This window comes from Enterococcus sp. C46 (assembly GCF_040887565.1).
Taxonomy (GTDB): domain Bacteria; phylum Bacillota; class Bacilli; order Lactobacillales; family Enterococcaceae; genus Enterococcus_B; species Enterococcus_B lactis.
Genome location: NZ_JBFOGA010000001.1, coordinates 160,047 through 182,479, shown reverse-complemented (window position 1 = coordinate 182,479; position 22,433 = coordinate 160,047). Strand labels below are relative to the sequence as shown.

Genomic DNA, 22,433 nt, shown 5'->3' with positions numbered 1-22,433 from the left:
TTACAGTCCTCCTAAGTAATCTTTGAATGTCTCTGTAGGAACAGGTACGATTTTTGCTTGCCCAATCTTTTCTAGCAAGATGATATTCAATTGGCTTCCTCTTGCTTTCTTATCATGGGTTATCGCGTGGAATAATTCCTCTGAATGACTTAGATCGTAAGTAATCGGCAGGTGGAATTTTTGGAGTATCCTTTCTAATGCAGCTGTCGATCCAGTTGGAGACAAGCCGATTTTTTCTGCATGAGAAGTGATGGCTACCATTCCAATAGCTACTCCTTCTCCATGACTGACTACCCCATATCCTGCTGTATTTTCAATTGCATGGCCAATTGTGTGACCAAAATTTAAAATAAGTCGATTTCCTTGGTCAAAGACATCTTCTTCCACTACTTTTCGCTTGATTTTCAACGTAGCAGTAATGATTGGAACAGCATGCTCTAAAAGATCTTTTTCGTCTTTCAGCTCATTCAGCTGTTGCCAAAGCATTGCATCTGCTATAGCTGCTGATTTGATGATTTCAGCGATCCCTTCTCGTAAACGACGTACCGGCAAAGTCTTTAGAACCTCAGGATCAATCAATACGCCAGCTGGCTGGCTAAATGTTCCGACAAGGTTCTTCGCTTTGTTTGTATTGACTGCTGTCTTCCCACCGATACTAGAATCTACTTGTGCAAGTAGCGTAGTCGGAAGTTGAACGAAATGGATCCCACGCATGAACGTTGAGGCCACGAATGCGGCTAGATCACCCACCATTCCTCCACCAAGTGCAAGTATTCCATCGCTGCGGGTAAAATCATTATCTGCCAAAAAATCGTATAACTCAGCTGCTTGTTCCAAAGATTTACTGGTCTCACCCGCCGGTACGATTGAAAGGACTGGTTCAAAATCAGCTTGTCTCAATTGGAACATGATTTTTTCCGCATACAGTGGAGCAACGTTGGTATCAGTGATTACAGCTACTTTTTGAGGCTTCCAAATCGTTTGAAGCCATGATCCAGCCTGTTCTAGTGCACCTTCTTCAATATGAATATCGTATTTCTGGTTATCAACATGTACAGTAAGCATTCGTTTCACTTCTTTCTTTTAAAAAGCTGACATTAATCGAGTGTTTGGATCTTTTCCATTGCTTCTTTCATGATCGTCACTTCTTTCATCATGCGTGAGTAAGTCTTTTCATTCAACGATTGGGGACCGTCTGACCAAGCATTTGCAGGATCAGGATGAATCTCTACGATCATGCCATCTGCTCCGCTTGCCACACCCGCACGGGCCATTGGTGGTACAAGATCCCAAATACCTGTACCATGACTTGGATCAACGATCACAGGGAAATGAGTTAATTTTTTCATCAATGGGACAGCACTTAAATCAAACGTATTACGTGTAGCTGTCTCGTAAGTCCGAATCCCACGTTCGATAAAAATGACAGGAGATTTGTCTTCGACTGCAATGTATTCTGCAGCATTAAGCCATTCATTGATCGTACCAGAAATCCCACGTTTCAATCCAACAGGTTTACCTGTTTTGCCGACAGCAGATAGCAGTTTGAAATTTTGCATATTACGTGCGCCAATCTGTAGGATATCGCTGTACTCAGCCACCATGTCGATATGTCCTTCATCCATCACTTCAGTAATCACTTTCATTCCAAATTCATCAGCCGCTTGACGGATGTATTTCAATCCTTCTTCTTCTAAACCTTGGAAAGCATATGGAGAAGTACGTGGTTTGAAGGCACCACCTCGCAGAATTTTTGCGCCCCCGGCTTTAGCCATCCGCGCACATTCTCTGATTTGGTCTAATCCTTCGATAGAACAAGGACCAGCCATCGTCACAAAACTGCCGTCACCGATTTTTACTCCGTCTACATCCACGACTGTATTGCCAGGATGGAATTCTCGAGAAGTCAATTTGTATGTGTTCAAAATACGCACAGCATTTTCTACTCCTTCGTAGCGTGTAAATGCTCCTTCTTGTAAACTTCGCGTATCACCTTTTAGTCCAATCACTACTCGTTCTGTTCCTTGATCGATTGAGACTTTGAATCCTTCTTTTTCGATATGATCGACGACTTTTTTTACTTGTTCTTCCGTTGCTTCTTTTTTCATAATTACTATCATTGTTTTTCCCGCTTTCTTTTGTTTACTTATCTATCTTGGCTGATTTTCTCTACTTTTTCAAGGTGGTTTTACATAAATTCCTACTAAACGACCGTGTCCTATTGTTCTCATTTTCGCTCCTTCTTTCCTACTTATGAACCGGATAATCAACAAAAAAAGATGTCCCTGTAGGAAATTGCCTCTACAGTGAACATCTTCAACGAGCCTTAAAAAGCGCTGCAAAAATATAAAATAGCCACTATAGATGAATTTCTCTACGTGGCTGTAAGTCGTGTTTAAAAATCTTTAGCCATCATAGATACAAACTTGGTTTGTTTGTACCCACGAAGTCATGAATACAAACCTATCTAAAATAGCTAAAGTAATACGTATTCAGTTTTGTAAGTTTTCTAGATTTCATAAAAAATCGCTCCAAACTGATGTAAGAATTGTACCTAGTATAGACATAAAAAAATCGACTGTCAATCATTTTTGTGAAACTTTTTTTAATTTTCTGATAGTTAACTTTATTTTTCAGAAAAATAACAATTGGTTTCATTGAAGAAAATAGTCATGAACAAAAGATTCTGAGAACTTTTTTGCTCGCTTGTTCATGACGTATCTTGTTCATGACGTATAGAATAAAGCAGCTTTGTCTTGTAAACTCTGTTTTTCAAATAATAATCTAAAGATCGCTACTGGATAATAAAGCTGATTTCATGGTCCTCTTCGCCGCTGATGCGATAAGGTGACTCAACATCCGCTCCCCAGCTATTGATACCCCCGACTCCTCTTACTTTTGCAAAAATCGTAAGAACCGTTCGTCTTTCTGGCGGTAGTTCTTCTATATGTGTCGCCTGTTCCAGTTCTTCTGCTTTGAATGGTAAAGCGGAAAAAGCAAATGGCGTATCCTGCTGTTCAAATCGTAACGAAAAGTCTTCTTGATCTTTGTCCGTATTATCCAATGTTTGATTTCTTGTCAGTTCTAGCCATTTCGTTTCCATATGCATACCGCATTCTTGGGGAACAAGATATGGAGGGATAGGGAGTCCTTCCACTTTATAAATACCTTCGATACCACCAGCCAGCCGATCCGGATATGTTTCCCCTGATAAACCCTCATACTCAAAGAATTTTGCTTTTGTTGGCATAATGAACCTTATACCCAATGCTGGTAATTCCGGCAACCCTTTTTGTCCAACATAATGCATTTTAACAAGCATTTTACCCTCTCCAGCGATTTGGTAGGAAATTGTCACTTGTGTTTTTGGTACTGTGTTGATTTCCAGTGTAAAAATGATTTCAACTGTTCCAGCGTATTCATTACTTGAATATTGATTATTTACTGGGGCAATCGGCAAATCGATCTTTTTATTGTCCACCAGTACTTCTATTTCTTTGACTTTTGGATACAATCCGGCTCCTAACCACATACCAGATTTAAATCCAAATCCGCTACCTCTGTCATTATCGGTCGTTGCCCGCCAAAAAACTGGAAGTGTTTCCCGGTATAGCCATTCTTTTCCGTTTTTATTGAGCGATTCTAGTCCGCCTCTTGTATAAGAAAAAATATAATGCGTATTCCCCGATTTGACACCTAATGTACAGTCGCCGAAGACGATTGCAACTTTTTCTGTCTCCATATGACTTTTATTTACTGTATTTTTCATAATAATATCTTACCTCCTGCATGGCGGGTTTTTCTTGTCCATCTGCAAAAACGATTCCATTCCCTGAGAATTCATAGTCACTTGGTTTATCGTCAAAGTCACCGCCATAGCGCATCACTTCTCTACCAGTGATTGGATCAGTCACTTGGATCGCCTGATCTTTAAAATCCCATATATAGCCTCCTTGGTACATTTCATAACGATCAAGCAACGTCATGTAAGAATCCATTCCACCTAACGAATTCCCCATGTCATGCATGTATTCACATAAGATGAACGGTTTTTCCGCTTTATTTTCAAGGTAGTCAACAATCTCTTCTGGTGGCGCATACATGCAGCTTTTTACATCTGAAATCGAATCTTCGAATGCTGGATTTGGAAAATTCCCTTCATAATGAACAAGTCGATCCGGGTCTACTTTTTTGAAGTAATCGTTCATTTGTCGAATGTTTTCTTCCGCATAGGATTCATTTCCAAGAGACCAAAAAAGAATGCTTGGATGGTTCTTTAATGTTTCGAAATTCGTTTTTGCCCGATCAAGAACAGCAGATTGCCACTGAGGTACTGCACCTGGCACATTGTAAGAAGGCTCAAATGCACCCATTTTTTGCCATGAGCCATGGGATTCGAGGTTCGTTTCCGCCATCACGTGGATACCTGCTTGGTCGCATAAATAATACCAAGTGATCTGGTTGGGGTAATGAGATGTCCGTACGCCGTTGATCTTTGCATTTTTTATGATAGCCAAATCTTTTTCCATATCTTCTATAGTGATGGCGCGTCCTTTTCTTGGATGCCACTCATGTCGATTTACCCCGTTGATGATCATCCGTTTTCCATTGAAGTATATGATTTTATCTTTGATTTCGATTTTACGAAAACCGAAGGAATAGTTAATATACTCCGTTACTCTTTTTTCTTCGTCTATCGTCTCCAATTCAAGCTTATATAAATTGGGCTGAAAATGCCCCCACAATGCCACGTTTTCAAATCCATCGATCCGAATCGTCATTTGTTCTTTTAACGGATATTGCTGTTGATAGATTTCCTTCCCCTCAGGATCTAGTATCGCTACATTCAGCTGACTGTTTTTGGCTACTTGCTCAAAAGACAAATCTACTTCAAGTTTACCATTTTGACATTTGTCATCTAAGCGAGGTTTGATCCAAAGATCTTCTAAATGGTTTTGTCCTCGAGCAACTAAGAAGACCTCTCTGAAGATCCCAAAAAATCGGAAAAAGTCCTGATCTTCCAAGAATGCAGCTGTACTTCTTTTGTAAACCTCCACAGCTAGAATATTTTCTTCTTCCAAATAAGGTGTTAAATCAAATTCAGACGGAGTGAACGAATCTTCGGCATAGCCGATAAAATGACCATTCAACCAAAGGAACATTGCTTGTTCTACACCAGCAAAATGTATCGAGATTTGTTTTCCCTTTAGACCTTCTTCTAATCGAAAAGTCGTCAAATAGGACCCCACCGGATTGTCTTTAGCAGCTGAAAATATCCCTTCCGCCTCTTTCTCAGGGCTTGTCGTGAAAGGGGGACGGCGAAATACATGTCCCTCCCACGGATACATCGTATTGATGTAATGGATCTTGTCATAATTTGCTAATTCAATATGACTAGGAACAGTGATTTCATCAAAAGAACAGGCATCAAAATCTTTTTTATAAAATGTTTTTGGACGTACCGAAGGATTTGGCGAATAACAAAAACGCCATGTTCCATTTAAAGACTGTTTAAGGGATGATGTGGTTTCTACTTCTTCCCTTGTTGCATAGCAAACATGATCACTATGCGCATTTGATTGGTTCACTCTAAAAACTTGTGGATCATCTAACCATTTTATATTTGCTTTCATACTTTTTTCCTTCTCTCTCATAACTTTTTGAAATGAAGCAGCTCTGTTTGGAAATCACCTTGAAAATCAGGGAAGTAAAGTCCGACTGTCATCAATTCGGCCCCCGAAAATAGCCGCTTCGAGGTCTGTTCCTGATAAAGTGCCTCATCATCTAACCCCAACAGATATACTTCATGGAACGCTGGTTGAGCTGAAGCTAGTATCCTCCCTAAAAACACAATAGCTTCATCTTGTTTAGGAGACACAAACATCCATGCGACAATATTTTCTTCAAAAGGACTCGCCAAACGATAATAATGGCCGTACTGGATCACGGGACGAATCGTTTGATAGGATATAATTTGTTCTTTGACTTGCTTTTTTTCTTCAGGAGACAGCTTTGTCAAATCCAGTTCATAACCAAAAACAGCGCTCATAGCTGTTTCTCCTCTTGTTTTCAACGAAGTAGATCTGCCAGTCTGATGATTTGGTACAGCTGATACATGAGCCGTGATGGACGAAATCGGATAAGCAAGACTTGTTCCATATTGGATTTTCATACGCTCCACTGCATCCGTGTTATCACTTGTCCATGACTGCGGCATATAATAAATAAAACCAGCATCAAACCGCCCACCTCCACCAGAACAGCCTTCCCATAAGATTTCCGGATAATCAGCTGTCAAATGTTCGAGTAGTTCATAAAGCCCAAGCATATAACGATGCGCTACTTCTCCTTGTCTAAGTGGGTCAAGGGTAATCGAATAGATATCTGAAAGCGAACGATTCATATCCCATTTGATGTAGTCAAGAGGAATCGTGTCTAAAATCTTTCTCATTTGTTTCTCAATCGTCTGCCGAACATCTAACCTTGTAAAATCCAGTACATGTTGTGATCTGGAAGCAGAAGGCATTCTACCTGGCACCTGCATAAGAAAATCAGGATGTGTTCGATACAGTTCAGAATCAATGGAGATCATTTCTGGTTCAAACCATAAACCAAATTTCAATCCTTTGCTATGAGCATAATCTGCTATTTCACGTAATCCATTTGTTAACTTGCCTTTATACTCGAACCAGTCTCCTAATGAAGAATTGTCCGCATCTCTTTTTCCAAACCAGCCATCATCTAATACGAACATTTCGATGCCTAGCTCCTTTGCTTCATCAATGATCGCCTTGATTTTTTCACTATTGAAGTCAAAGTAAGTGGCTTCCCAGTTATTGACAAGAATCGGCCGTTCAGCAAATTGATGACGACCTCTTGCGATTCTTTCACGTAGCAACTCATGGTGGATCTGACTCATTTTGTTCAATCCCTGACTTGAGTAAGAAAGGATCATTTCAGGTGTTTGAAAAGACTGATTTGCATTCAATTCCCACGAAAAACAATGGCTGTTGATCCCACCGACGACTCTCAATTGATTGATCTGATCTTTTTCAAGTTCGAAAGAATGGTTGCCGGAATAAACAAATTGAAGTCCAATCGCTTCTCCAGTATTTTCTGTCGTATGATGATGAACTAAAGCAATAAAGTTATTCATATGGTGACTGCTCGTTCCTCGACGGCTTTCAAATACTTTTGTTCCAGATAAAAGAGATTGCCGTGAGATCTGTCTTTCATTGACATGTGCTCCTGGCAAAGCAATGACTTCATCAAATCGCCTAGTATGGGCAAAATCTAACTGGAAACTAGCTGCTTTTTCTAGTTTGATTGTTTCTCTAGTTTCATTTCTTATCTTTACAGATCGTGTGATCACTGCTCTATCACTAAATATGGTATAGAACAAATCGAAATAAATCGCTGTTTCTCTATCCTTAAGTGAAATCACCAACGTTTGTGCCTCTGACTTGTCTAGCACATAAGTTTGAGGCAAGCCTTCGATGTCTGGCTTCCCATCTGTAATATAATGACTATCATATCTCAGATCCAGTAAGTCTGACCCATTCTTGCGCTGAATGATCGATGCGGGCGTTCGAAAGTCCATGCTGCCATGAGAAGAGTATTCTTGTGGTAGTGTATCTTTCGACAGAGACCGGTCAGGATTTAAGGGAATATTTCCTGAAAATCCACGATCTCTTCGGGGATAATTTTTATTGTCTTTGTACTGCTTGACTGGTTTGCCAAAATAAATATGCGCCAATACATTGCTCTCTTCTATCTTTATCAGATAAGAAAGAAATGTATTTCGTAAATGGAATACTCGGCTCTTTTCATCAAATAAGATGAAATTTTTTTCTGTTTTTTTATGCGTAATATCCATCATTTCACTCCCACCAAAACGGAAACCGTTTACTTTTTTTATAATTCCTGTATACTGTTTACTAAACAATTTTGTCAATAGAAATTTTTTGTTTTTTTGAGGAGTGTGTAAAAATGGTTGGAATTAGAGATGTCGCACGAAAGGCAAATGTCTCTCCTGCTACAGTTTCCCGCGTGTTGAATAACGATCAGACGATCCATGTGGCTCAGGCTACTCGGCAACGAATAGTAGAGGCAGCAGCTGCGTTGGATTATGATATCAGTACTCGAAAATATATCAAAAAGAGAATGCCTTCGATTGGTGTGATCTCTACGATCGGCAAAGCGAGCGAAGAACAGGATATCTATTACAAACATTTGCGAGTAGGGATGGAAGAAGAAGCTCGACGTCTGCATTTAGGGATGAATCGAATCTATAATCTATCTGATAATCCTAAACAATGGGAAGATCTAGATCAGTTAGGTGCGGTGATCGTTGTTGGGACCGTTACGAAAGAATCGATTACCGCCTTATTAAAACAAAACATGCAAATAGTCGTCGTGGATAACCCTGACATCCAGCAAGAGGTCGATATGGTTTATGCAGATCTTGAACGGATGACTAAAACCGTACTGGAATTGTTCTTAGAAAATGGCCATAAAAGAATAGCCTATATCGGGGGGTATAAAGTCGATATGGATGAACTGGGTGGGAAGCAGATTTCTATAAACGAAAAGAGAATGCGTGCCTATCAGCATTTTATGATCGATCATCACTTAGAAAAATATATGTCTTATCGTCTAGGTGGCTGGACAGAAAAACAAGGTGAGGGACTTGCGACTGATCTATTAGAAAATGAATCCCCTCTTCCTACTGCCATTCTTGTCGGGAGCGATCCAATGGCAATCGGTGTCTATCGGGCATTGAAACAAAAAAATATCCAAATTGGAGAAGAGATTGTTGTAGCAAGCTTTGATAATATCGAGACAATCGCAAACCTCTCCCCTGGCTTGACCAGTGTCCAAATCAATGCGAAATCAATTGGGCAAGCAGCTGTTCGAATGGCATTGGAGCGAATTGACGGAATACGGGACGAACCAATCATTTTGACTTATCCTGCACGATTGATTGTTCGGGAAAGTTTTATCCCAAGAACAAAAAGGTATTAAAAGAGAGGTTGTAAAAAGCCGCTTCGTTTCTTCATACTCAAAACTAAACGGCTTTTTCACAACCTCTTACTTATACTTATTCACAAAATCCAATGTCTGCTGGTAACAATTTTGCGATTCTTTTAGCGTGTAATCAAATTGGTATTCATGGGTAATCTCTTTTTTTGTATCTGTATAAAACAAGGATTGCACGGGTACCTTTAATTCTGTCAACCGATTTTCTAATGCTTGACCTTGCTCTTGGAAGGAGTAAGCATTTCCGTCAGTTATATACGTTGGCGGAAATTCCTTAGAAACATGGTCAGCCACACTAGCTTCTTTCAGTTGCTCGCTCGTTTTCCAATCTTTTGTTCCAATCAACGACCATGCAACGGTTTTGACGAAGAACTTCATAAATCGATCATCCGAATGTTGCTGTGCTGTTAGCTTTAAATCAACGGGTCCACGATAAGAAATGGTTCCTTTCAAACTATCTTTTGGAAGTACCTGTTTGATTTTCATCTGTTTGGCATACGCTTCATTTGTTTGTAGAGCTGCATATTGCAAAGCGATTTGTGCACCTGCACTATCGCCGCCAAAAAATAGTTGTTCCATGTCTAGCAGTTTGTCGTCGCCTTCAGCTAATAAATCTTTGACCAGCTCATTCACTTGAAGAACTTGATTAGGGTATTCTGAATCAGGCGCTAATTCATAATTCATCGCAACCACTGCGATGTTGGCATCTGATACTAATTTTGTCGCAAATTCCTTGACACCTGATTTATCTCCGCCGACGAACCCTCCACCATGTACCCAAAACAGAACAGGAACAGGTCCCTTGCTGTTTTTTGGATAGTAGATATCATACGTATTCTCTTTATAGTTGGACTCGTACGTCAAATCTGTTTTTTTCGCCACGTTTTTTTCTGCTTGATTGAACGTTTTCTGATCGGTGATTTGAACAGTATTTGAAAACATATGGTTGATCAAGAATGCTCCGGGTCTGGGGGAAAGCTGGAAGGCAAGAAAGATTGCAAACGCGATCCCAAGAATGATTCCGAAGAACCACCCGATAAATTTAAGAATTTTCTTTTTCATAAGTCTCCCTCAGAAATTAATATTAAGCATTCTGATTATACCATAGTGTTCTTTCCTAGCAAGCTCTCCTGCATGATTTAATTGTTCCCCCAAACTTCTTCTGCAATGCTTTTGACAAAAGCAATCTTTTCCCATTGTTCTTCTTCAGACAAAATATTTCCTTCTTCTGTTGAAGCAAATCCGCATTGAGGACTTAAGCACAAACGATCCAAAGGCAGATATCGTGTCGCTTCGTAGATCCGGTCAATCACTTGCTGGCGCTCTTCCAGTTCACCACTTTTCGTTGTGATCAAGCCTAATACAACTAATTTATCTTCGGAAACTTTCGCTAAAGGTGCAAAACTCCCAGCACGTTCACTATCGTATTCTAAATAATAGGCACGGACATTTTCTTGAGTAAATAATGGATCTGCTACGTCGTCATAGCCCCCCGATGCTGCCCAAGTAGAATGATAATTCCCGCGACAGACATGTGTATTGAGTGTTAAATCATCCGGCTGGTCAGCTAAGACTGCATTGTTGATCGTTAAATAAAGATTTGCTAGTTCCCGACGAACTTCTTTTTCATCTTTTCCCTCATCCATCGCAAACCCTTTAGGAAGTGGTGCAACTAATACTCCCCATGTACAATCATCTAGCTGGATCGTCCGCGCACCTGCTTCATATAAGTCGTCGATCACTTGACGATAAGCTGCGATGATATCTTTGATCAATGTTTGATTGTCTTCATAGACTTTTCGAACATGGGGTAATATATCCGGACGAAGTAGTTCCACTAAAATTTGAGCTGGAGCAGGAATTGTCTGTTTCACTTCGATGCCTTGACTTGTATGTGCCTGAGTGAATTTAAAATGTTCGACGAAAGGGTGGTTCGTACCAGAAATTTTCCCCGTCACAATCACTGTACCAGGACGTGTCTCTTCTCCATGAAAGAAATAGCCATGTTCAGGCACATAAAATTCCACGCCATTCAACCCATAAAAGAAGTCCAAGTGCCACCAGCTGCGACGGAACTCTCCATCAGTAACAGCTTTCAAACCAGCTCCTTCTTGTTTTTTTATCAATTCGATGATTGTTTCATCTTCTACTTTTCGAAGTTCTTCTTGTGTGATTTCCCCATCAGTAAAACGAGTCCTTGCCTCTTTCAATTTTTCAGGACGTAAAAAGCTCCCAACGATGTCATAGCGAAATGGTGATGTTGTTCGAATTGTCATAAAAAATCTCCTCCAATAATCATGTTTTAACAAAGCGTAAGAAGCTTTTCAAAAAAAGAAAAAAGTACCCGCCTCTTTTGCCGTTGAACGACAAAAGGGACGAATACTTCGTGTTACCACCCTTATTTGCATTATTCTCACAAATAATGCCTCATCGGTACAGATTGTATACCCGGCGAGTTATCGGTCGCTTTACCGTTTAGATTGCGTGAACAATCCAAAAAACTCAGAGCTCATCTTCACTGACCAAACAATCCTTGCTCTCACCTACCAAGGTCTCTGTACTTATTTCCGATCAGCTACTCTTCTCTTCAACGCTTCATTATTTGCTAATTAATATCCCACTTTCGTTTCATTTTGTCAATCTTTTTTCAATAAAAAAAATCGAGCGATTTCTCTCTCATTTCATTTTCATCCATTCAATCCACTTATCCTAAATATTTCTTTCCTATTTTTTCATTTCCATCCATGCATGATAATATTCAATTCTGATATTGTTTTCGTCCGTATTGGTCAATAGATATTGTCCGATCACTTCTCCTGTTTCCCACCCTTTTTCATGCATTGTTTCTCTGACTTCTAAGATATTATTACGTTCCGCATGGTTCATCTCAGATTTCAATAAAAACCGGCGATAAATAGTCGTATCTTTTTTCTTCCAAATCACATCTTGGGAAAATAAATGTATGTCACTGGGGTCGATAAAAAAGCCGTACATCGTTTGCGAACTGGAAGCTGGCATACTCATCATTCCAAAACTCGAATAGTTTGGTAGAAATTGTTTTATTTCCACAATATCTTCAAATTCCGTTGAGATCATACAGTCAAAAGGGATCTCTTCTATAGGAAATTCTTCCTCGTTTGTATCGATCATCAATTTCAACTGTTTTTTTCGCGCCCTTATCTCTTTCTGTTTTTGTTTCATTATCAATAGTTCTTTATGGATTCTTTTTTCTGTTTCATCAAGTGTCTCATATAACTCCGTCAACGTTTTACCATATAAATTCTTCATCTGCTTGATCGGTATATCTAATTTTCTATAAAAAACGATATCATAAAGCATAAAAATATCATCGATATCAAACAAGCGGTAATCATTCTCTTCCTGTCTGCTTGACCGGATCAGTCCCTGTTCATCCCAATAGCGAATCGTTGATTTTGGCAAATCAAACAGTTCCGATACTTGACCGATCGTGTACATTTTTTTCATTTTTTTCATTTTTTCTCACCTCTTTTCCAGTTTATTCTTTTTTCTATTGACCTTCAAGCTACTTGAAGGTATAGAATCGAAAAGTATCAGGAAAAAGGAGGAATAATATGACTATCTTAAAAAAATTCTTACAGCAAAACAAAGGACTCGCTCTCCTTACCTTTGTGATGATCTGTTTACAAATCGCCGGTACATTAGGTGTACCAAAATTAGTAGCCAAACTGATCGACACAGGTATAGCAAGTGGCGAAGCCTCTGTTATCAAGAAAATCGGCGTTGAAATGCTACTTGTATCATTTCTAGGAACGATTGCTGCAGTTGCCTCTAGTTACTTTTCAGCATTGGCATCCGCTCGGTTTGGTTTCCAGACACGGGAGAAATATTTCCGTAAATTCCAACAACTGTCAATGAAGGATATCAGCCGTTTCAGTTCTGGATCTCTTTTGACAAGAATGACGAATGATGTCGATAATGTCCAGCAAATGATTGTTTTATTTTGCCAAATGATTTTACCAGCACCAGTTATTTGCTTTTTCACCATCCTCATGATGTTTCGTTATTCTCTATTGCTTACATGGGTTACATTATTCTCTGTTGTTTTTTACGTATGGATCGTTTACCGACTGATGAAACGAGGAACGCCTTTATCTTTGAGTATCCAACCAAAAATGGATCGGATCACCATCACATTGAGAGAATTCTTTACGGGGATCAATATGATCCGTGCCTTTGATAATCAATCATATGAAGAAAAGCGAACGAATCAGACCTTTGCAGATTATGCTAGTCAAATGATCAAAGTGAACCGAATCTTTGCTTGGGTCACTCCAATTGCTTTTTTACTCATGGGAATCGTTTATGCTTCTATTTTGTGGTTTGGCGGAAATCTTGTGGCAGACGGGACGTTACAGATCGGGGTCGTGACCGCGGTAGTGGAATACTCTATGCTGACACTTGCTTATTTGATGATTGCAGCCATGGTACTGGTCATTATCCCTAAATCATTCGCCTCTTTACGACGGATAGAAGAAATACTCGAAGCAGAGATCGAAATTAAAGAAGAGACGATCCAAACAGTTGCTAAACCATCCTTTGATCAGACAAATGCAGCTGCTTTTAAACATGTCACATTCAAATATACTGAAACTTCTGATCCAGTTCTAGAAGATATTGATTTTACAATACCTAAAGGAAAAACAACGGCGATCGTTGGTGGGACCGGATCTGGAAAAAGTAGTTTAGCAAAACTTCTCTTGAGACTAAGTGATCCTACGGTAGGAAAAGTGACCCTTGGTGGTATTCCTCTTACTCAAATGACGCAGGAACAGATCCGCTCCCACATCAGTTATGTCCCTCAAAAAGCCTTCTTATTCAGCGGTACGATCTTAAGCAACTTGCAGATGGGAAATGAACATGCTTCACCAGAAGAATTGGCTAAAGCGATCAAGGTCGCCCAATTAGAAGAACTAGTGGACACTCTTCCTGATGGATTAGATAGCTTTGTTGCTCAAGGTGGTTCTAATTACTCTGGCGGACAGAAACAGCGGATATGCATTGCTCGAGCATTGATCAAACCAGCAGAAATCTATGTATTCGATGATAGTTTTTCCGCTTTAGATTATAAGACAGACGCAGCATTAAGGGCAGCACTCCATAAACACATGTCGGAGAAAACTCTCGTGATTGTTGCTCAACGGCTCAGTACGATCCAACAAGCAGATAACATCATTGTTTTAGATGAAGGAAAAATCGTAGGACAAGGTACTCATGAAGAACTATTGTCTAATTGTCAAACATATCAAGAGTTTGCCAAATCACAAGGAATATAGAAAGAAGGGATTCGATGGAAAAGAAAAAAACGTTGAACACACACGCTTTGATACGTTTTTGGAAAATGATCAAACCTGAACATAAATATTTTTACGGATTGTTTCTATGCAGTTTATTGGGCAACCTATTAGTTGTAGCCATGCCCCTGATCATGGGAATTGGGATTGATGATTTGTTGTCGCAAATAAGAAAAACAGGTATTGGACAGCTTACTTTCAGTGATATCAAACAGGCATTGCTGTTCCCTGTCTTATTGCTGATCGGCTGTTCAGTCCTAAGCAGTGTTGCTTCATTTATCCAAGAACGTACAATGGCAGCATTAAGCGAAAAGATCACATTGAGGGTACGAAAAGAAATCACAAAAAAATTCAAAACATTGCCGATGTCGTTTTTTGATAATCATCAAGTCGGCGACATCATCAGTCGGACGACTACCGGACTCAATCAGCTTTCTCAAGTGTTATTGACAGGTATCAATCAATTTTTCACTTCTGTGGTAACAATAGTTGCTGCTGGTCTAATGCTGTTTTATATCGAAAGCAAGCTTACTTTGCTCGTCTTATTGCTGATCGTCGGAAGTTCAATTGTTACAACTAAAATTGCGAATAAAAACAAACAGATTTCTGAACAAAACCAATATGAACTAGGTGTCTTGAATAATCGGATGGAAGAAATCTTAGCTGGTAATCTAGTAGTCAAAACATTCAATCAGCAAGCTCGTGCAGAGGCTTCTATACATGAAGTAAACAAAAAACAATACAATGCTTTTAAACGTGCTCAATTTATGAACTTTGCCATCTATCCGGCAATCCGTTTCATCAATCAACTTGCCTTCATCATAAGTGCGGTATTCGGTGCTATACTCGTTCTTTCTGGCGGTGTGTCGATTGGCTTCTTACAAGCTTACCTTCAGTACATCAATCAGATTTCTGAACCAATTTCCACTGCTTCTTATGTGATCAACTCGATCCAATCCGCAATGGCTGCAATCGAAAGGATCTTTGAAATATTAGATGAAACAGATGAAATTCCGGACCTACCAGAAGCAAAACTTTTGGAAGAACCGAAAGGAAAAATAGCTTTCAAAAATGTACAATTTGGTTACACATCAGATAAAATATTGATGAATCAAGTTGATTTTTCAGTAAAACCAAAACAAACTGTGGCGATTGTTGGCCCAACTGGTGCAGGAAAAACGACTTTAGTTAATCTGCTGATGCGTTTTTATGAACTGAATAAAGGAAAGATCGAATTTGACGGCTGCGATATTACTAAGCTTTCGCGTGGAGAACTACGCCGTTCTTTTGGGATGGTCTTACAAAATACCTGGCTGTTTGAAGGAACAGTGGCCGATAATATTGCCTATGGGAAAATGGATGCCACGAGAGAACAAATTATCGAAGCGGCTGAAATCGCGCAATGTGATCACTTTATTCGAACACTGCCAGAGGGATATGATACAATCATCTCTAGCGAAAATGGTACGTTATCTCAAGGGCAGCAACAATTATTAACAATTGCACGGGTCATTCTGGCAAATCCCCCTGTCGTTATTTTAGATGAAGCAACTTCTAGTGTAGATACACGAACAGAAGCATTGATCCAGCAAGCAATGGAGGCTGTGACAAAAGACAGGACAAGTTTTGTCATTGCCCACCGTTTGTCAACGATTGAAAATGCAGATATGATCCTTGTAATGAAAAACGGCGATATCGTCGAAAAAGGAACGCATTCTGAATTACTCCAAGCACCAACGCTTTATGCTAGCCTTTATAATAGTCAATTTCAGGTAGCATAGCCAAAAGAGCGTGGGACAAAAGTAAAGAACACTTTTGTCTCACGCTCTAAACACGTATAAAAGGCGGAAGCAATTCTGATGGCTTTCATGAGTTTTTTTAACGTAGCTTTTCTAAATGCAGCTACGTTTCTTGTTTCTTTTGTCATCATGACTTTTTTCACCCCTCATTTTCAACGACTTTTTCATGAACAGCCGTTTGAATTACCAAAAAACGTGGAGTAAAGCGGCATTTTGTTCACTCTTTCTTTGTCTTTTTTAGGTTATATTATTGTCAAGAACATGAAACGAAGTATAGGAGGATTTAAATAGTGAAAGGATGTGGAACGATCATCAAGATTATCGTTCCACATCCTTTTTTAACCATATTAATTATTAAAGATCTTAGGGCCTTTTCTCATGTTTTTACGATCATTTTTAGGTGTTTCCATTTGTTTGGATCGACCTCCACCTTGTTTCTTTTTGATCAATTCTTTCATTTTTTCTTTTTGGTCCATTTTTATTCTCCTTTAACGAATGAAGCGACTAATTCGATATGATGGGTTTGTGGGAAAAGATCTACAGGCTGAACTTTCTTCACGGCATAACCTGCTTCTGCAAATAACTTAGCATCTCTTGCAAAAGTTGCCGGATTACATGAGATATAGACGATTCGTTCTGGTGACATTTCGATTGCTGATTCAATAAAATGATGATCTAATCCTTTTCGTGGAGGGTCAACTACGATCACAGATGGTTTGATTCCTTTTTCTTGCCATTTTTTCATGACTTTTTCTGCTTTTCCGACTTCATAATAAACATTTTCGATTTTATTATTTAAAGCATTGAATTGTGCATCTTCAATTGCTTCTGGAATAACTTCCATCCCATACACCTTATCCACTTTGTCTGCTAAAGACAAGCCAATCGTACCTATTCCTGAATAAGCGTCAATCACAATGTCTTTTTTATCTAACTCAGCAAACTTGATGGCTGTTTGGTACAGATACTCTGCTTGTTGAGTATTTACTTGATAAAATGACTTTGCTGAGATTCGATAGGTTTTTCCTAATAGCTGATCTTCGATATAGTCTCTGCCATATAAAACTTTTTCTTTGTCTCCTAAAATCACATTTGTTTTTTCTTCATTGATATTTTGGATGACCGAAACCACTTCTGGCAATTCTTCATGAATGGCTTCAGCAATTTCCTTGGATTTAAAGAATTTTTCTTTACGAGTAACTAAAACGACCATCATTTCATGGGAATAATGACCACGACGTATAATGATGTGACGAAGCTGTCCTTCATTTTTTTCTTCATTATATCCTCGTACTTGGAACCGTTGCAAGATATCTCTGACTACTTTGATTGCTTGATCGATGACAGGATCTTGGATATAAAAATCTTCGATAGGGACTAGATCATGGCTATTCTTTTTGTAAAAACCGGTGGCTAACTGTCCATCGATACGGCGAACAGGGATCTGTGCTTTATTACGGTAGCCGAATGGTTCTGCCATTCCGACAGTTGGAAGTACAGGAATTTCTGACATCTTAGCAATCTTCGCCATTACATGCTCTACTTGTTTTTGTTTGAAAACAAGCTGTTGTTCATACTTCAAATGGGCTAAAGGTGCGATACCTGTGCGAAGTAGTGCATTGTTTTCTACAGGCTGGCGATCAGGAGATTGTGTAATAAATGTTTCGACTTTCCCATATCCAAACTTATTGCCCGCTTTCACTACTAGTATTTCTACTTCTTCTCCAGGAAGTGCATTTTCGATAAATAATGGATAACCATCGATTTTTGCTACCCCCATTCCTTCATAACTCAAGTCGACGATTTCGACTGTATATCGTTCGTTTTTCTTTACTATTTGCTGTTCTGTCATATTTTGCTCCTTTAAGCCTATTTTTCAATCCTACTGAACTCTACTATAAATCAGTTAATTACACAACTAAAACCGGCACTGACCTTACTACGTTCAGCACCGGCTTTTGATTAATTCTTTTGATTAGGTGTTTCGTCTGCTATTTTTCCGTCACCGTCGATATCTTCATCCGTTAAACGTTCGACTTCTTTTACGAATTCTTTGCTGACAACCTCTAATTCTTCTTCATCTGTGCCTGTGATTGCTTCATCAGGAATCTGATCGGTATTGGCAAAGAACTCAATGTGCTGATGAAGATTTTGGAAATGCATCGGTGCTTCCCCGCCATATTCACCATCTAAGTTGATCATTACTGGTCGATTGATATCATCTTCTGTTTCGACGAACAAACTGCTTGTTTTGGTATAGATTACTCTTGGATCATCGACATGTCGACCGCCATTCAGCATGAGTGCCGCAATATGCAAGATCTCAAAGATATTTGCTGTCTTTACAATGATCAAAGAAAACTTGCCATCATCCAATTTGGCATCTGGCGCGATCTGTTCGAATCCTCCAACAGAGTTCGTCAGCCCTAGGAAAAACATCGAAGCATTTCCGATATATTCCCCTTCATCATACTTCAAGCGCATTTTGATTGGCTTTACTCGAGGTAGCATCTCTGCTCCTTTCGCAAGGTAGGCAAGATAACCAAAAATACTCTTTAGTTCTGATGGAACTTCATAAGTCAATTCTGTCAAATAGCCGCCTGCAGCGATATTGATGAAGTAACTGCTATCAGAAAGACCGATGTCCATTTTTACTGTTTGGTGTTTTTTTATTACTTCTGCTGCTGCTTTAATATTATCTCTAGGAATTTTTAATGCTCGAGCATAGTCGTTCGTCGTACCGGCTGGGATAATGGCCATTTTAGGACGGTGTTCAAGCGGAGCGATCCCATTGACCACTTCGTTGATCGTTCCGTCGCCCCCAGCTGCCACTACTAGATCAAAACCTAGTTCTGCAACTCTGCGTGCTTCATTCTTGGCTGAATCAGGTTCTGGTGTAGTGGCATAGGCGCTAGCTTCAAATCCTGCTTCTTCTAATGCCTGCAGGATATCCGCCAAATTTTTTTTCAATAATTCTTTTCCCGAGGTAGGGTTATAAATTACGCGTGCTTTTTTCATTTTCAGCCTCTAGCGTTTCGCTAATTCATCTTTAAGCAGCTTGTTCACGACACCAGGATTTGCTTGCCCTTTAGTTGCTTTCATGATTTGACCGACTAGGAAGCCAACCGCACGATCTTTTCCATTTTTGAAATCATCGACAGATTGTTGATTGTTATCCAAGATTTCATTAATGATTGGAAGAAGTTTGCTAGGATCAGATAATTGTACCCAATCATTTTTCTCAACAACTTCTTGCGCTTCTCCGCCATTTGTGATCAATTCACGGAAGACTTTTTTGGCGATTTTTGAGCTGATCGTTCCATCGGCGATCAAACGAATCATTCCTGCTAAGTTCTCAGGTGTCAATTTTGTCTCAGCTAATTCCAGTTTCTCACTGTTTAAGTAAGCAGAAACTTCACCCATCAACCAGTTAGATGCTTGCTTGGCATCTGCACCATTTTCCAAAACAGCTTCAAAGAAATCAGACATTTCTTTTGTAAGTGTCAATACCATTGCGTCATACTCTGGAAGACCAAATTCACGGATATAGCGTTCGCGACGAGAAGCTGGCATCTCAGGTAAACTAGCTTTTACTTTTTGAATCCATTCGTCATCGATCACGAATTTCGGAATATCAGGCTCTGGGAAATAACGATAATCACTAGAACCCTCTTTCACACGCATCAAAACTGTTTTATTCGTTGTTTCGTCAAAACGGCGTGTTTCTTGTTGGATTTCTCCTCCTGAAAGAAGAACTTTTGCTTGACGTTTTTCTTCAAAAGCTAAACCTTTTTTCACGAAAGATAAAGAGTTCAAGTTTTTCAATTCTGCTTTCGTACCGAATTCTTCTTGTCCATAAGGGCGGAGAGAAATATTCGCATCACAACGCATAGAACCTTCTTCCATTTTCACATCGCTGACTTCTGTAAATTGGATGATTGAACGCAATGCTTCTAGATAAGCGTATGCTTCTTCTGGTGAACGCATATCAGCTTCAGAAACGATTTCGATCAAAGGCGTGCCTTGTCGGTTCAAATCAACGTAAGAATAGCCGCCGATACCATGCATGTTTTTCCCAGCATCTTCTTCTAAATGGACCCGTTCGATCCGGATTTTTTTCTTCTTGCCTTCTACTTCGATTTCGATCCATCCATCATGACCGATTGGTTGATCAAATTGGGAAATTTGATATGCTTTCGGATTATCTGGGTAAAAGTAATTTTTCCGGTCAAAATGAGTATCTTTAGAGATTTCGCAGTTTAATGCCAAAGCGGCTTTCATCCCGAATTCCAGCGCAGCTTTGTTCATTACTGGCAGCACGCCTGGATAACCCCAGTCGATCACGTTTGTATTGCTGTTTGGTTCTGCACCAAAATGAGCTGGCGCTGGAGAGAAAATTTTTGAGTTGGTTTTCAACTCGACGTGGACTTCTAGTCCAATGACTGTTTCAAAATTCATTCGTCTTTCCCTCCTAAAATAGCTGGTTGTTGTGTGTGGAATTCTGTTGCTTGTTCAAACGCATATGCCGCTTGATACATCGTTTTTTCATCAAAATAATTACCGATGATCTGCAATCCAACTGGTAATCCTTCTGACAATCCTGCCGGTACAGACATACCTGGAAGTCCAGCCAAGTTGACAGGGATCGTTAAGATGTCACTCATGTACATCGTGATTGGATCGTTGATGTTCTCACCGATTCCGAATGCCACTGTTGGTGAAGATGGTCCGATGATCAAGTCATAATCTGCAAAGACTTTTTCAAAATCTCGTTTGATCAATGTACGGACTTGTCCTGCTTTTTTGAAGTAAGCGTCATAATAGCCCGCACTTAATGAGAATGTACCTAACATGATACGGCGTTTTACTTCTTCACCGAATCCTTCTGAACGTGAGTTGACATATACATCATCCAATGATTTCACGTTTTCAGAGCGATAACCATAGCGGATACCATCGAAACGCTGCAAGTTGGAACTTGCTTCTGATGAGGCAATGATATAATAAACAGCCACCCCGTATTTTGAATGAGGTAAGCTGACTTCTTCCACAACAGCACCTAATGAACGGAATGTTTCTGCTGCTTTCAATACAGCTTCTTTTACGCCAGAGGCCACACCTTCGCCTAAGTATTCTTTAGGTAAAGCAATCTTCATTCCTTTGATGTCACCGGTCAGTCCCTCTGCAAAGTCAGGAACTGAAACGCCTGAAGAAGTACCGTCTTTTTCGTCATAACCACTGATAGCTGTCAATGCTAATGCGTTATCTTTCACCGTACGGGTCATTGGTCCGATTTGGTCAAGAGATGAAGCAAAGGCAATCAAGCCAAAACGTGAGACACGGCCATAAGTAGGTTTCATTCCTACAATGCCGTTGAAAGCTGCTGGCTGGCGGATACTTCCCCCCGTATCACTACCTAAAGAAACTGGGATTTGTCCAGCTGCTACTGCTGCTGCAGAACCACCGGAAGAGCCCCCAGGTACTTTTGTTTGGTCCCAAGCATTTTTTGTTTTCTTGAAATAAGAAGTTTCTGTACTTCCGCCCATAGCAAATTCATCCATGTTTAGTTTTCCAACAGGGATCATATCTGCTTGATAGATTTTATCCATGACCGTTGCATCATAAATTGGTTCAAAATTGTAAAGAATCTTAGATGCAGCGGTTGTCAAGATATCTTTTGTTACGATATTATCCTTGATCCCAATCGGAATTCCAGCAAGGATGTTGCTTTCATCAATACCTTTTTCATCTAAAGCTTTTGCCTGTTCCAATGCTTTTTCTTCATTCAATGTGATGAATGCTTCGATCTCAGGCTCTGTTTCTTTGATTCGTTCAAATGTTGCTTTTGTCAAATCTTGTACAGTGATTTCTTTCGATACAAGCATACGATGCAGTTCTTCTAGAGAACGATTGTGTATTTTTGTCATTATGCGCCAGCCTCCCCATTATCGATGATTGCGGGTACTTTGATAAAGCCGTCTTCTGTTTCCGGCACATTTTTCAATAATTCATCACGGTTCCATCCAGCTTGCGCCCGATCTTGTCGCATCACGTTTACTGTTTCGACAACATTCGACGTAAATGGAACACCTTCCGTATCTACTTCTTCCAGCATTTCCACCATATCGATGATTTTACCTAATTGGTCGGTAAAACTTGCAAGTTCTTCATCTGCGAACGCAAGTTTTGCTAATTTGGCAACGTGTTTCACTTGTTCTTCACTAATCGCCATACTACCCCTTCTTTCTAAACGAGTTAAAAA

Annotated in this window: 18 protein-coding genes and 1 other annotated feature; of the genes, 3 read left to right on the top strand and 15 right to left on the bottom strand. The window is 39.7% G+C overall.

Annotation, left to right across the window (positions count from 1 at the left end; all coding sequences use genetic code 11):
- From aroB to AB3I27_RS00840, 5 genes are all read right to left on the bottom strand, one after another.
- Positions 1–1,065, bottom strand: coding sequence for a 3-dehydroquinate synthase (gene aroB, locus AB3I27_RS00860; RefSeq protein ID WP_002316320.1), 1,065 nt, complete (start codon positions 1,063–1,065; stop codon positions 1–3).
- Between the two features lie 32 nt (positions 1,066–1,097).
- Positions 1,098–2,120: a 3-deoxy-7-phosphoheptulonate synthase gene (gene aroF, locus AB3I27_RS00855; protein ID WP_002313693.1), complete on the bottom strand. Its 1,023-nt coding sequence runs from the start codon at positions 2,118–2,120 to the stop codon at positions 1,098–1,100.
- A 674-nt stretch (positions 2,121–2,794) separates the two neighbouring features.
- Complete coding sequence (locus AB3I27_RS00850; RefSeq protein WP_002306525.1) at positions 2,795–3,769, bottom strand: beta-galactosidase small subunit; 975 nt, start codon at positions 3,767–3,769, stop codon at positions 2,795–2,797.
- A complete protein-coding gene (locus AB3I27_RS00845; RefSeq protein ID WP_002342180.1) occupies positions 3,750–5,633 on the bottom strand; it encodes a glycoside hydrolase family 2 TIM barrel-domain containing protein in 1,884 nt (627 codons plus the stop codon). Before AB3I27_RS00845 ends, AB3I27_RS00850 begins: the two co-directional genes overlap by 20 nt.
- 17 nt (positions 5,634–5,650) lie before the next feature.
- Positions 5,651–7,876: an alpha-galactosidase gene (locus AB3I27_RS00840; RefSeq protein WP_002292032.1), complete on the bottom strand. Its 2,226-nt coding sequence runs from the start codon at positions 7,874–7,876 to the stop codon at positions 5,651–5,653.
- A 113-nt stretch (positions 7,877–7,989) separates the two neighbouring features.
- Here AB3I27_RS00840 and AB3I27_RS00835 point away from each other — a divergent pair, with 113 nt between their 5' ends.
- Complete coding sequence (locus tag AB3I27_RS00835; RefSeq protein ID WP_002306521.1) at positions 7,990–9,024, top strand: LacI family DNA-binding transcriptional regulator; 1,035 nt, start codon at positions 7,990–7,992, stop codon at positions 9,022–9,024.
- Positions 9,025–9,090: 66 nt separating this feature from the next.
- Here the strand turns inward: AB3I27_RS00835 and AB3I27_RS00830 are convergent, their stop codons facing one another.
- The 3 genes from AB3I27_RS00830 to AB3I27_RS00820 form a co-directional block, all read right to left on the bottom strand.
- Positions 9,091–10,101, bottom strand: coding sequence for an alpha/beta hydrolase (locus tag AB3I27_RS00830; RefSeq protein ID WP_368022881.1), 1,011 nt, complete (start codon positions 10,099–10,101; stop codon positions 9,091–9,093).
- Positions 10,102–10,178: 77 nt separating this feature from the next.
- Positions 10,179–11,315 (bottom strand): 5-methyltetrahydropteroyltriglutamate--homocysteine S-methyltransferase, encoded by a 1,137-nt coding sequence (locus AB3I27_RS00825; RefSeq protein WP_002292037.1) that lies wholly within the window; start codon positions 11,313–11,315, stop codon positions 10,179–10,181.
- A gap of 92 nt (positions 11,316–11,407) precedes the next feature.
- Positions 11,408–11,639 (bottom strand) — a binding site (T-box leader).
- A 124-nt stretch (positions 11,640–11,763) separates the two neighbouring features.
- Complete coding sequence (locus tag AB3I27_RS00820; protein WP_002309028.1) at positions 11,764–12,525, bottom strand: MerR family transcriptional regulator; 762 nt, start codon at positions 12,523–12,525, stop codon at positions 11,764–11,766.
- Positions 12,526–12,632: 107 nt separating this feature from the next.
- On the opposite strand from AB3I27_RS00820, the gene AB3I27_RS00815 reads away from it, so the two are divergent.
- Both AB3I27_RS00815 and AB3I27_RS00810 read left to right on the top strand, forming a co-directional pair.
- Positions 12,633–14,354, top strand: a complete 1,722-nt coding sequence (locus AB3I27_RS00815) for an ABC transporter ATP-binding protein (RefSeq protein ID WP_104760054.1) — start codon at positions 12,633–12,635, stop codon at positions 14,352–14,354.
- A 14-nt stretch (positions 14,355–14,368) separates the two neighbouring features.
- Positions 14,369–16,153: an ABC transporter ATP-binding protein gene (locus tag AB3I27_RS00810; RefSeq protein ID WP_368022880.1), complete on the top strand. Its 1,785-nt coding sequence runs from the start codon at positions 14,369–14,371 to the stop codon at positions 16,151–16,153.
- On the opposite strand, the gene AB3I27_RS00805 is transcribed toward AB3I27_RS00810, so the two are convergent.
- From AB3I27_RS00805 to gatC, 7 genes are all read right to left on the bottom strand, one after another.
- The gene (locus tag AB3I27_RS00805; protein WP_002306511.1) at positions 16,141–16,302 is read right to left on the bottom strand and encodes a hypothetical protein; all 162 of its coding nucleotides are present in this window, start codon (positions 16,300–16,302) and stop codon (positions 16,141–16,143) included. The genes AB3I27_RS00810 and AB3I27_RS00805 overlap by 13 nt on opposite strands.
- 216 nt (positions 16,303–16,518) lie before the next feature.
- A complete protein-coding gene (locus AB3I27_RS00800) occupies positions 16,519–16,647 on the bottom strand; it encodes a hypothetical protein (protein WP_002292046.1) in 129 nt (42 codons plus the stop codon).
- Positions 16,648–16,649: 2 nt separating this feature from the next.
- Positions 16,650–18,023 carry a 23S rRNA (uracil(1939)-C(5))-methyltransferase RlmD gene (gene rlmD, locus AB3I27_RS00795; protein WP_002309023.1) on the bottom strand — a complete coding sequence of 458 codons (1,374 nt, stop codon included), beginning with the start codon at positions 18,021–18,023 and terminating at the stop codon, positions 16,650–16,652.
- A gap of 110 nt (positions 18,024–18,133) precedes the next feature.
- Entirely contained in the window at positions 18,134–19,189 is a 1,056-nt protein-coding gene (locus tag AB3I27_RS00790) for a diacylglycerol kinase (RefSeq protein WP_002292050.1), read from the bottom strand.
- A 9-nt stretch (positions 19,190–19,198) separates the two neighbouring features.
- Positions 19,199–20,629, bottom strand: a complete 1,431-nt coding sequence (gene gatB / locus AB3I27_RS00785; protein ID WP_104760053.1) for an Asp-tRNA(Asn)/Glu-tRNA(Gln) amidotransferase subunit GatB — start codon at positions 20,627–20,629, stop codon at positions 19,199–19,201.
- On the bottom strand, positions 20,626–22,098 hold the full coding sequence (gene gatA / locus AB3I27_RS00780; RefSeq protein WP_002292053.1) for an Asp-tRNA(Asn)/Glu-tRNA(Gln) amidotransferase subunit GatA: 1,473 nt from the start codon (positions 22,096–22,098) through the stop codon (positions 20,626–20,628). The genes gatB and gatA overlap by 4 nt, the downstream gene beginning before the upstream one ends.
- Complete coding sequence (gene gatC / locus AB3I27_RS00775) at positions 22,098–22,403, bottom strand: Asp-tRNA(Asn)/Glu-tRNA(Gln) amidotransferase subunit GatC (RefSeq protein WP_002288477.1); 306 nt, start codon at positions 22,401–22,403, stop codon at positions 22,098–22,100. The genes gatA and gatC overlap by 1 nt, the downstream gene beginning before the upstream one ends.
- Positions 22,404–22,433: the final 30 nt, after the last annotated feature.

Coding starts and splice junctions, on each gene's coding strand:
- aroB (WP_002316320.1), bottom strand. CDS start 1,065: ATGCTTACTGTACATGTTGATAACCAGAAATACGATATTCATATTGAA.
- aroF (WP_002313693.1), bottom strand. CDS start 2,120: ATGATAGTAATTATGAAAAAAGAAGCAACGGAAGAACAAGTAAAAAAA.
- AB3I27_RS00850 (WP_002306525.1), bottom strand. CDS start 3,769: ATGAAAAATACAGTAAATAAAAGTCATATGGAGACAGAAAAAGTTGCA.
- AB3I27_RS00845 (WP_002342180.1), bottom strand. CDS start 5,633: ATGAAAGCAAATATAAAATGGTTAGATGATCCACAAGTTTTTAGAGTG.
- AB3I27_RS00840 (WP_002292032.1), bottom strand. CDS start 7,876: ATGGATATTACGCATAAAAAAACAGAAAAAAATTTCATCTTATTTGAT.
- AB3I27_RS00835 (WP_002306521.1), top strand. CDS start 7,990: ATGGTTGGAATTAGAGATGTCGCACGAAAGGCAAATGTCTCTCCTGCT.
- AB3I27_RS00830 (WP_368022881.1), bottom strand. CDS start 10,101: ATGAAAAAGAAAATTCTTAAATTTATCGGGTGGTTCTTCGGAATCATT.
- AB3I27_RS00825 (WP_002292037.1), bottom strand. CDS start 11,315: ATGACAATTCGAACAACATCACCATTTCGCTATGACATCGTTGGGAGC.
- AB3I27_RS00820 (WP_002309028.1), bottom strand. CDS start 12,525: ATGAAAAAAATGTACACGATCGGTCAAGTATCGGAACTGTTTGATTTG.
- AB3I27_RS00815 (WP_104760054.1), top strand. CDS start 12,633: ATGACTATCTTAAAAAAATTCTTACAGCAAAACAAAGGACTCGCTCTC.
- AB3I27_RS00810 (WP_368022880.1), top strand. CDS start 14,369: ATGGAAAAGAAAAAAACGTTGAACACACACGCTTTGATACGTTTTTGG.
- AB3I27_RS00805 (WP_002306511.1), bottom strand. CDS start 16,302: ATGATGACAAAAGAAACAAGAAACGTAGCTGCATTTAGAAAAGCTACG.
- AB3I27_RS00800 (WP_002292046.1), bottom strand. CDS start 16,647: ATGGACCAAAAAGAAAAAATGAAAGAATTGATCAAAAAGAAACAAGGT.
- rlmD (WP_002309023.1), bottom strand. CDS start 18,023: ATGACAGAACAGCAAATAGTAAAGAAAAACGAACGATATACAGTCGAA.
- AB3I27_RS00790 (WP_002292050.1), bottom strand. CDS start 19,189: ATGAAAAAAGCACGCGTAATTTATAACCCTACCTCGGGAAAAGAATTA.
- gatB (WP_104760053.1), bottom strand. CDS start 20,629: ATGAATTTTGAAACAGTCATTGGACTAGAAGTCCACGTCGAGTTGAAA.
- gatA (WP_002292053.1), bottom strand. CDS start 22,098: ATGACAAAAATACACAATCGTTCTCTAGAAGAACTGCATCGTATGCTT.
- gatC (WP_002288477.1), bottom strand. CDS start 22,403: ATGGCGATTAGTGAAGAACAAGTGAAACACGTTGCCAAATTAGCAAAA.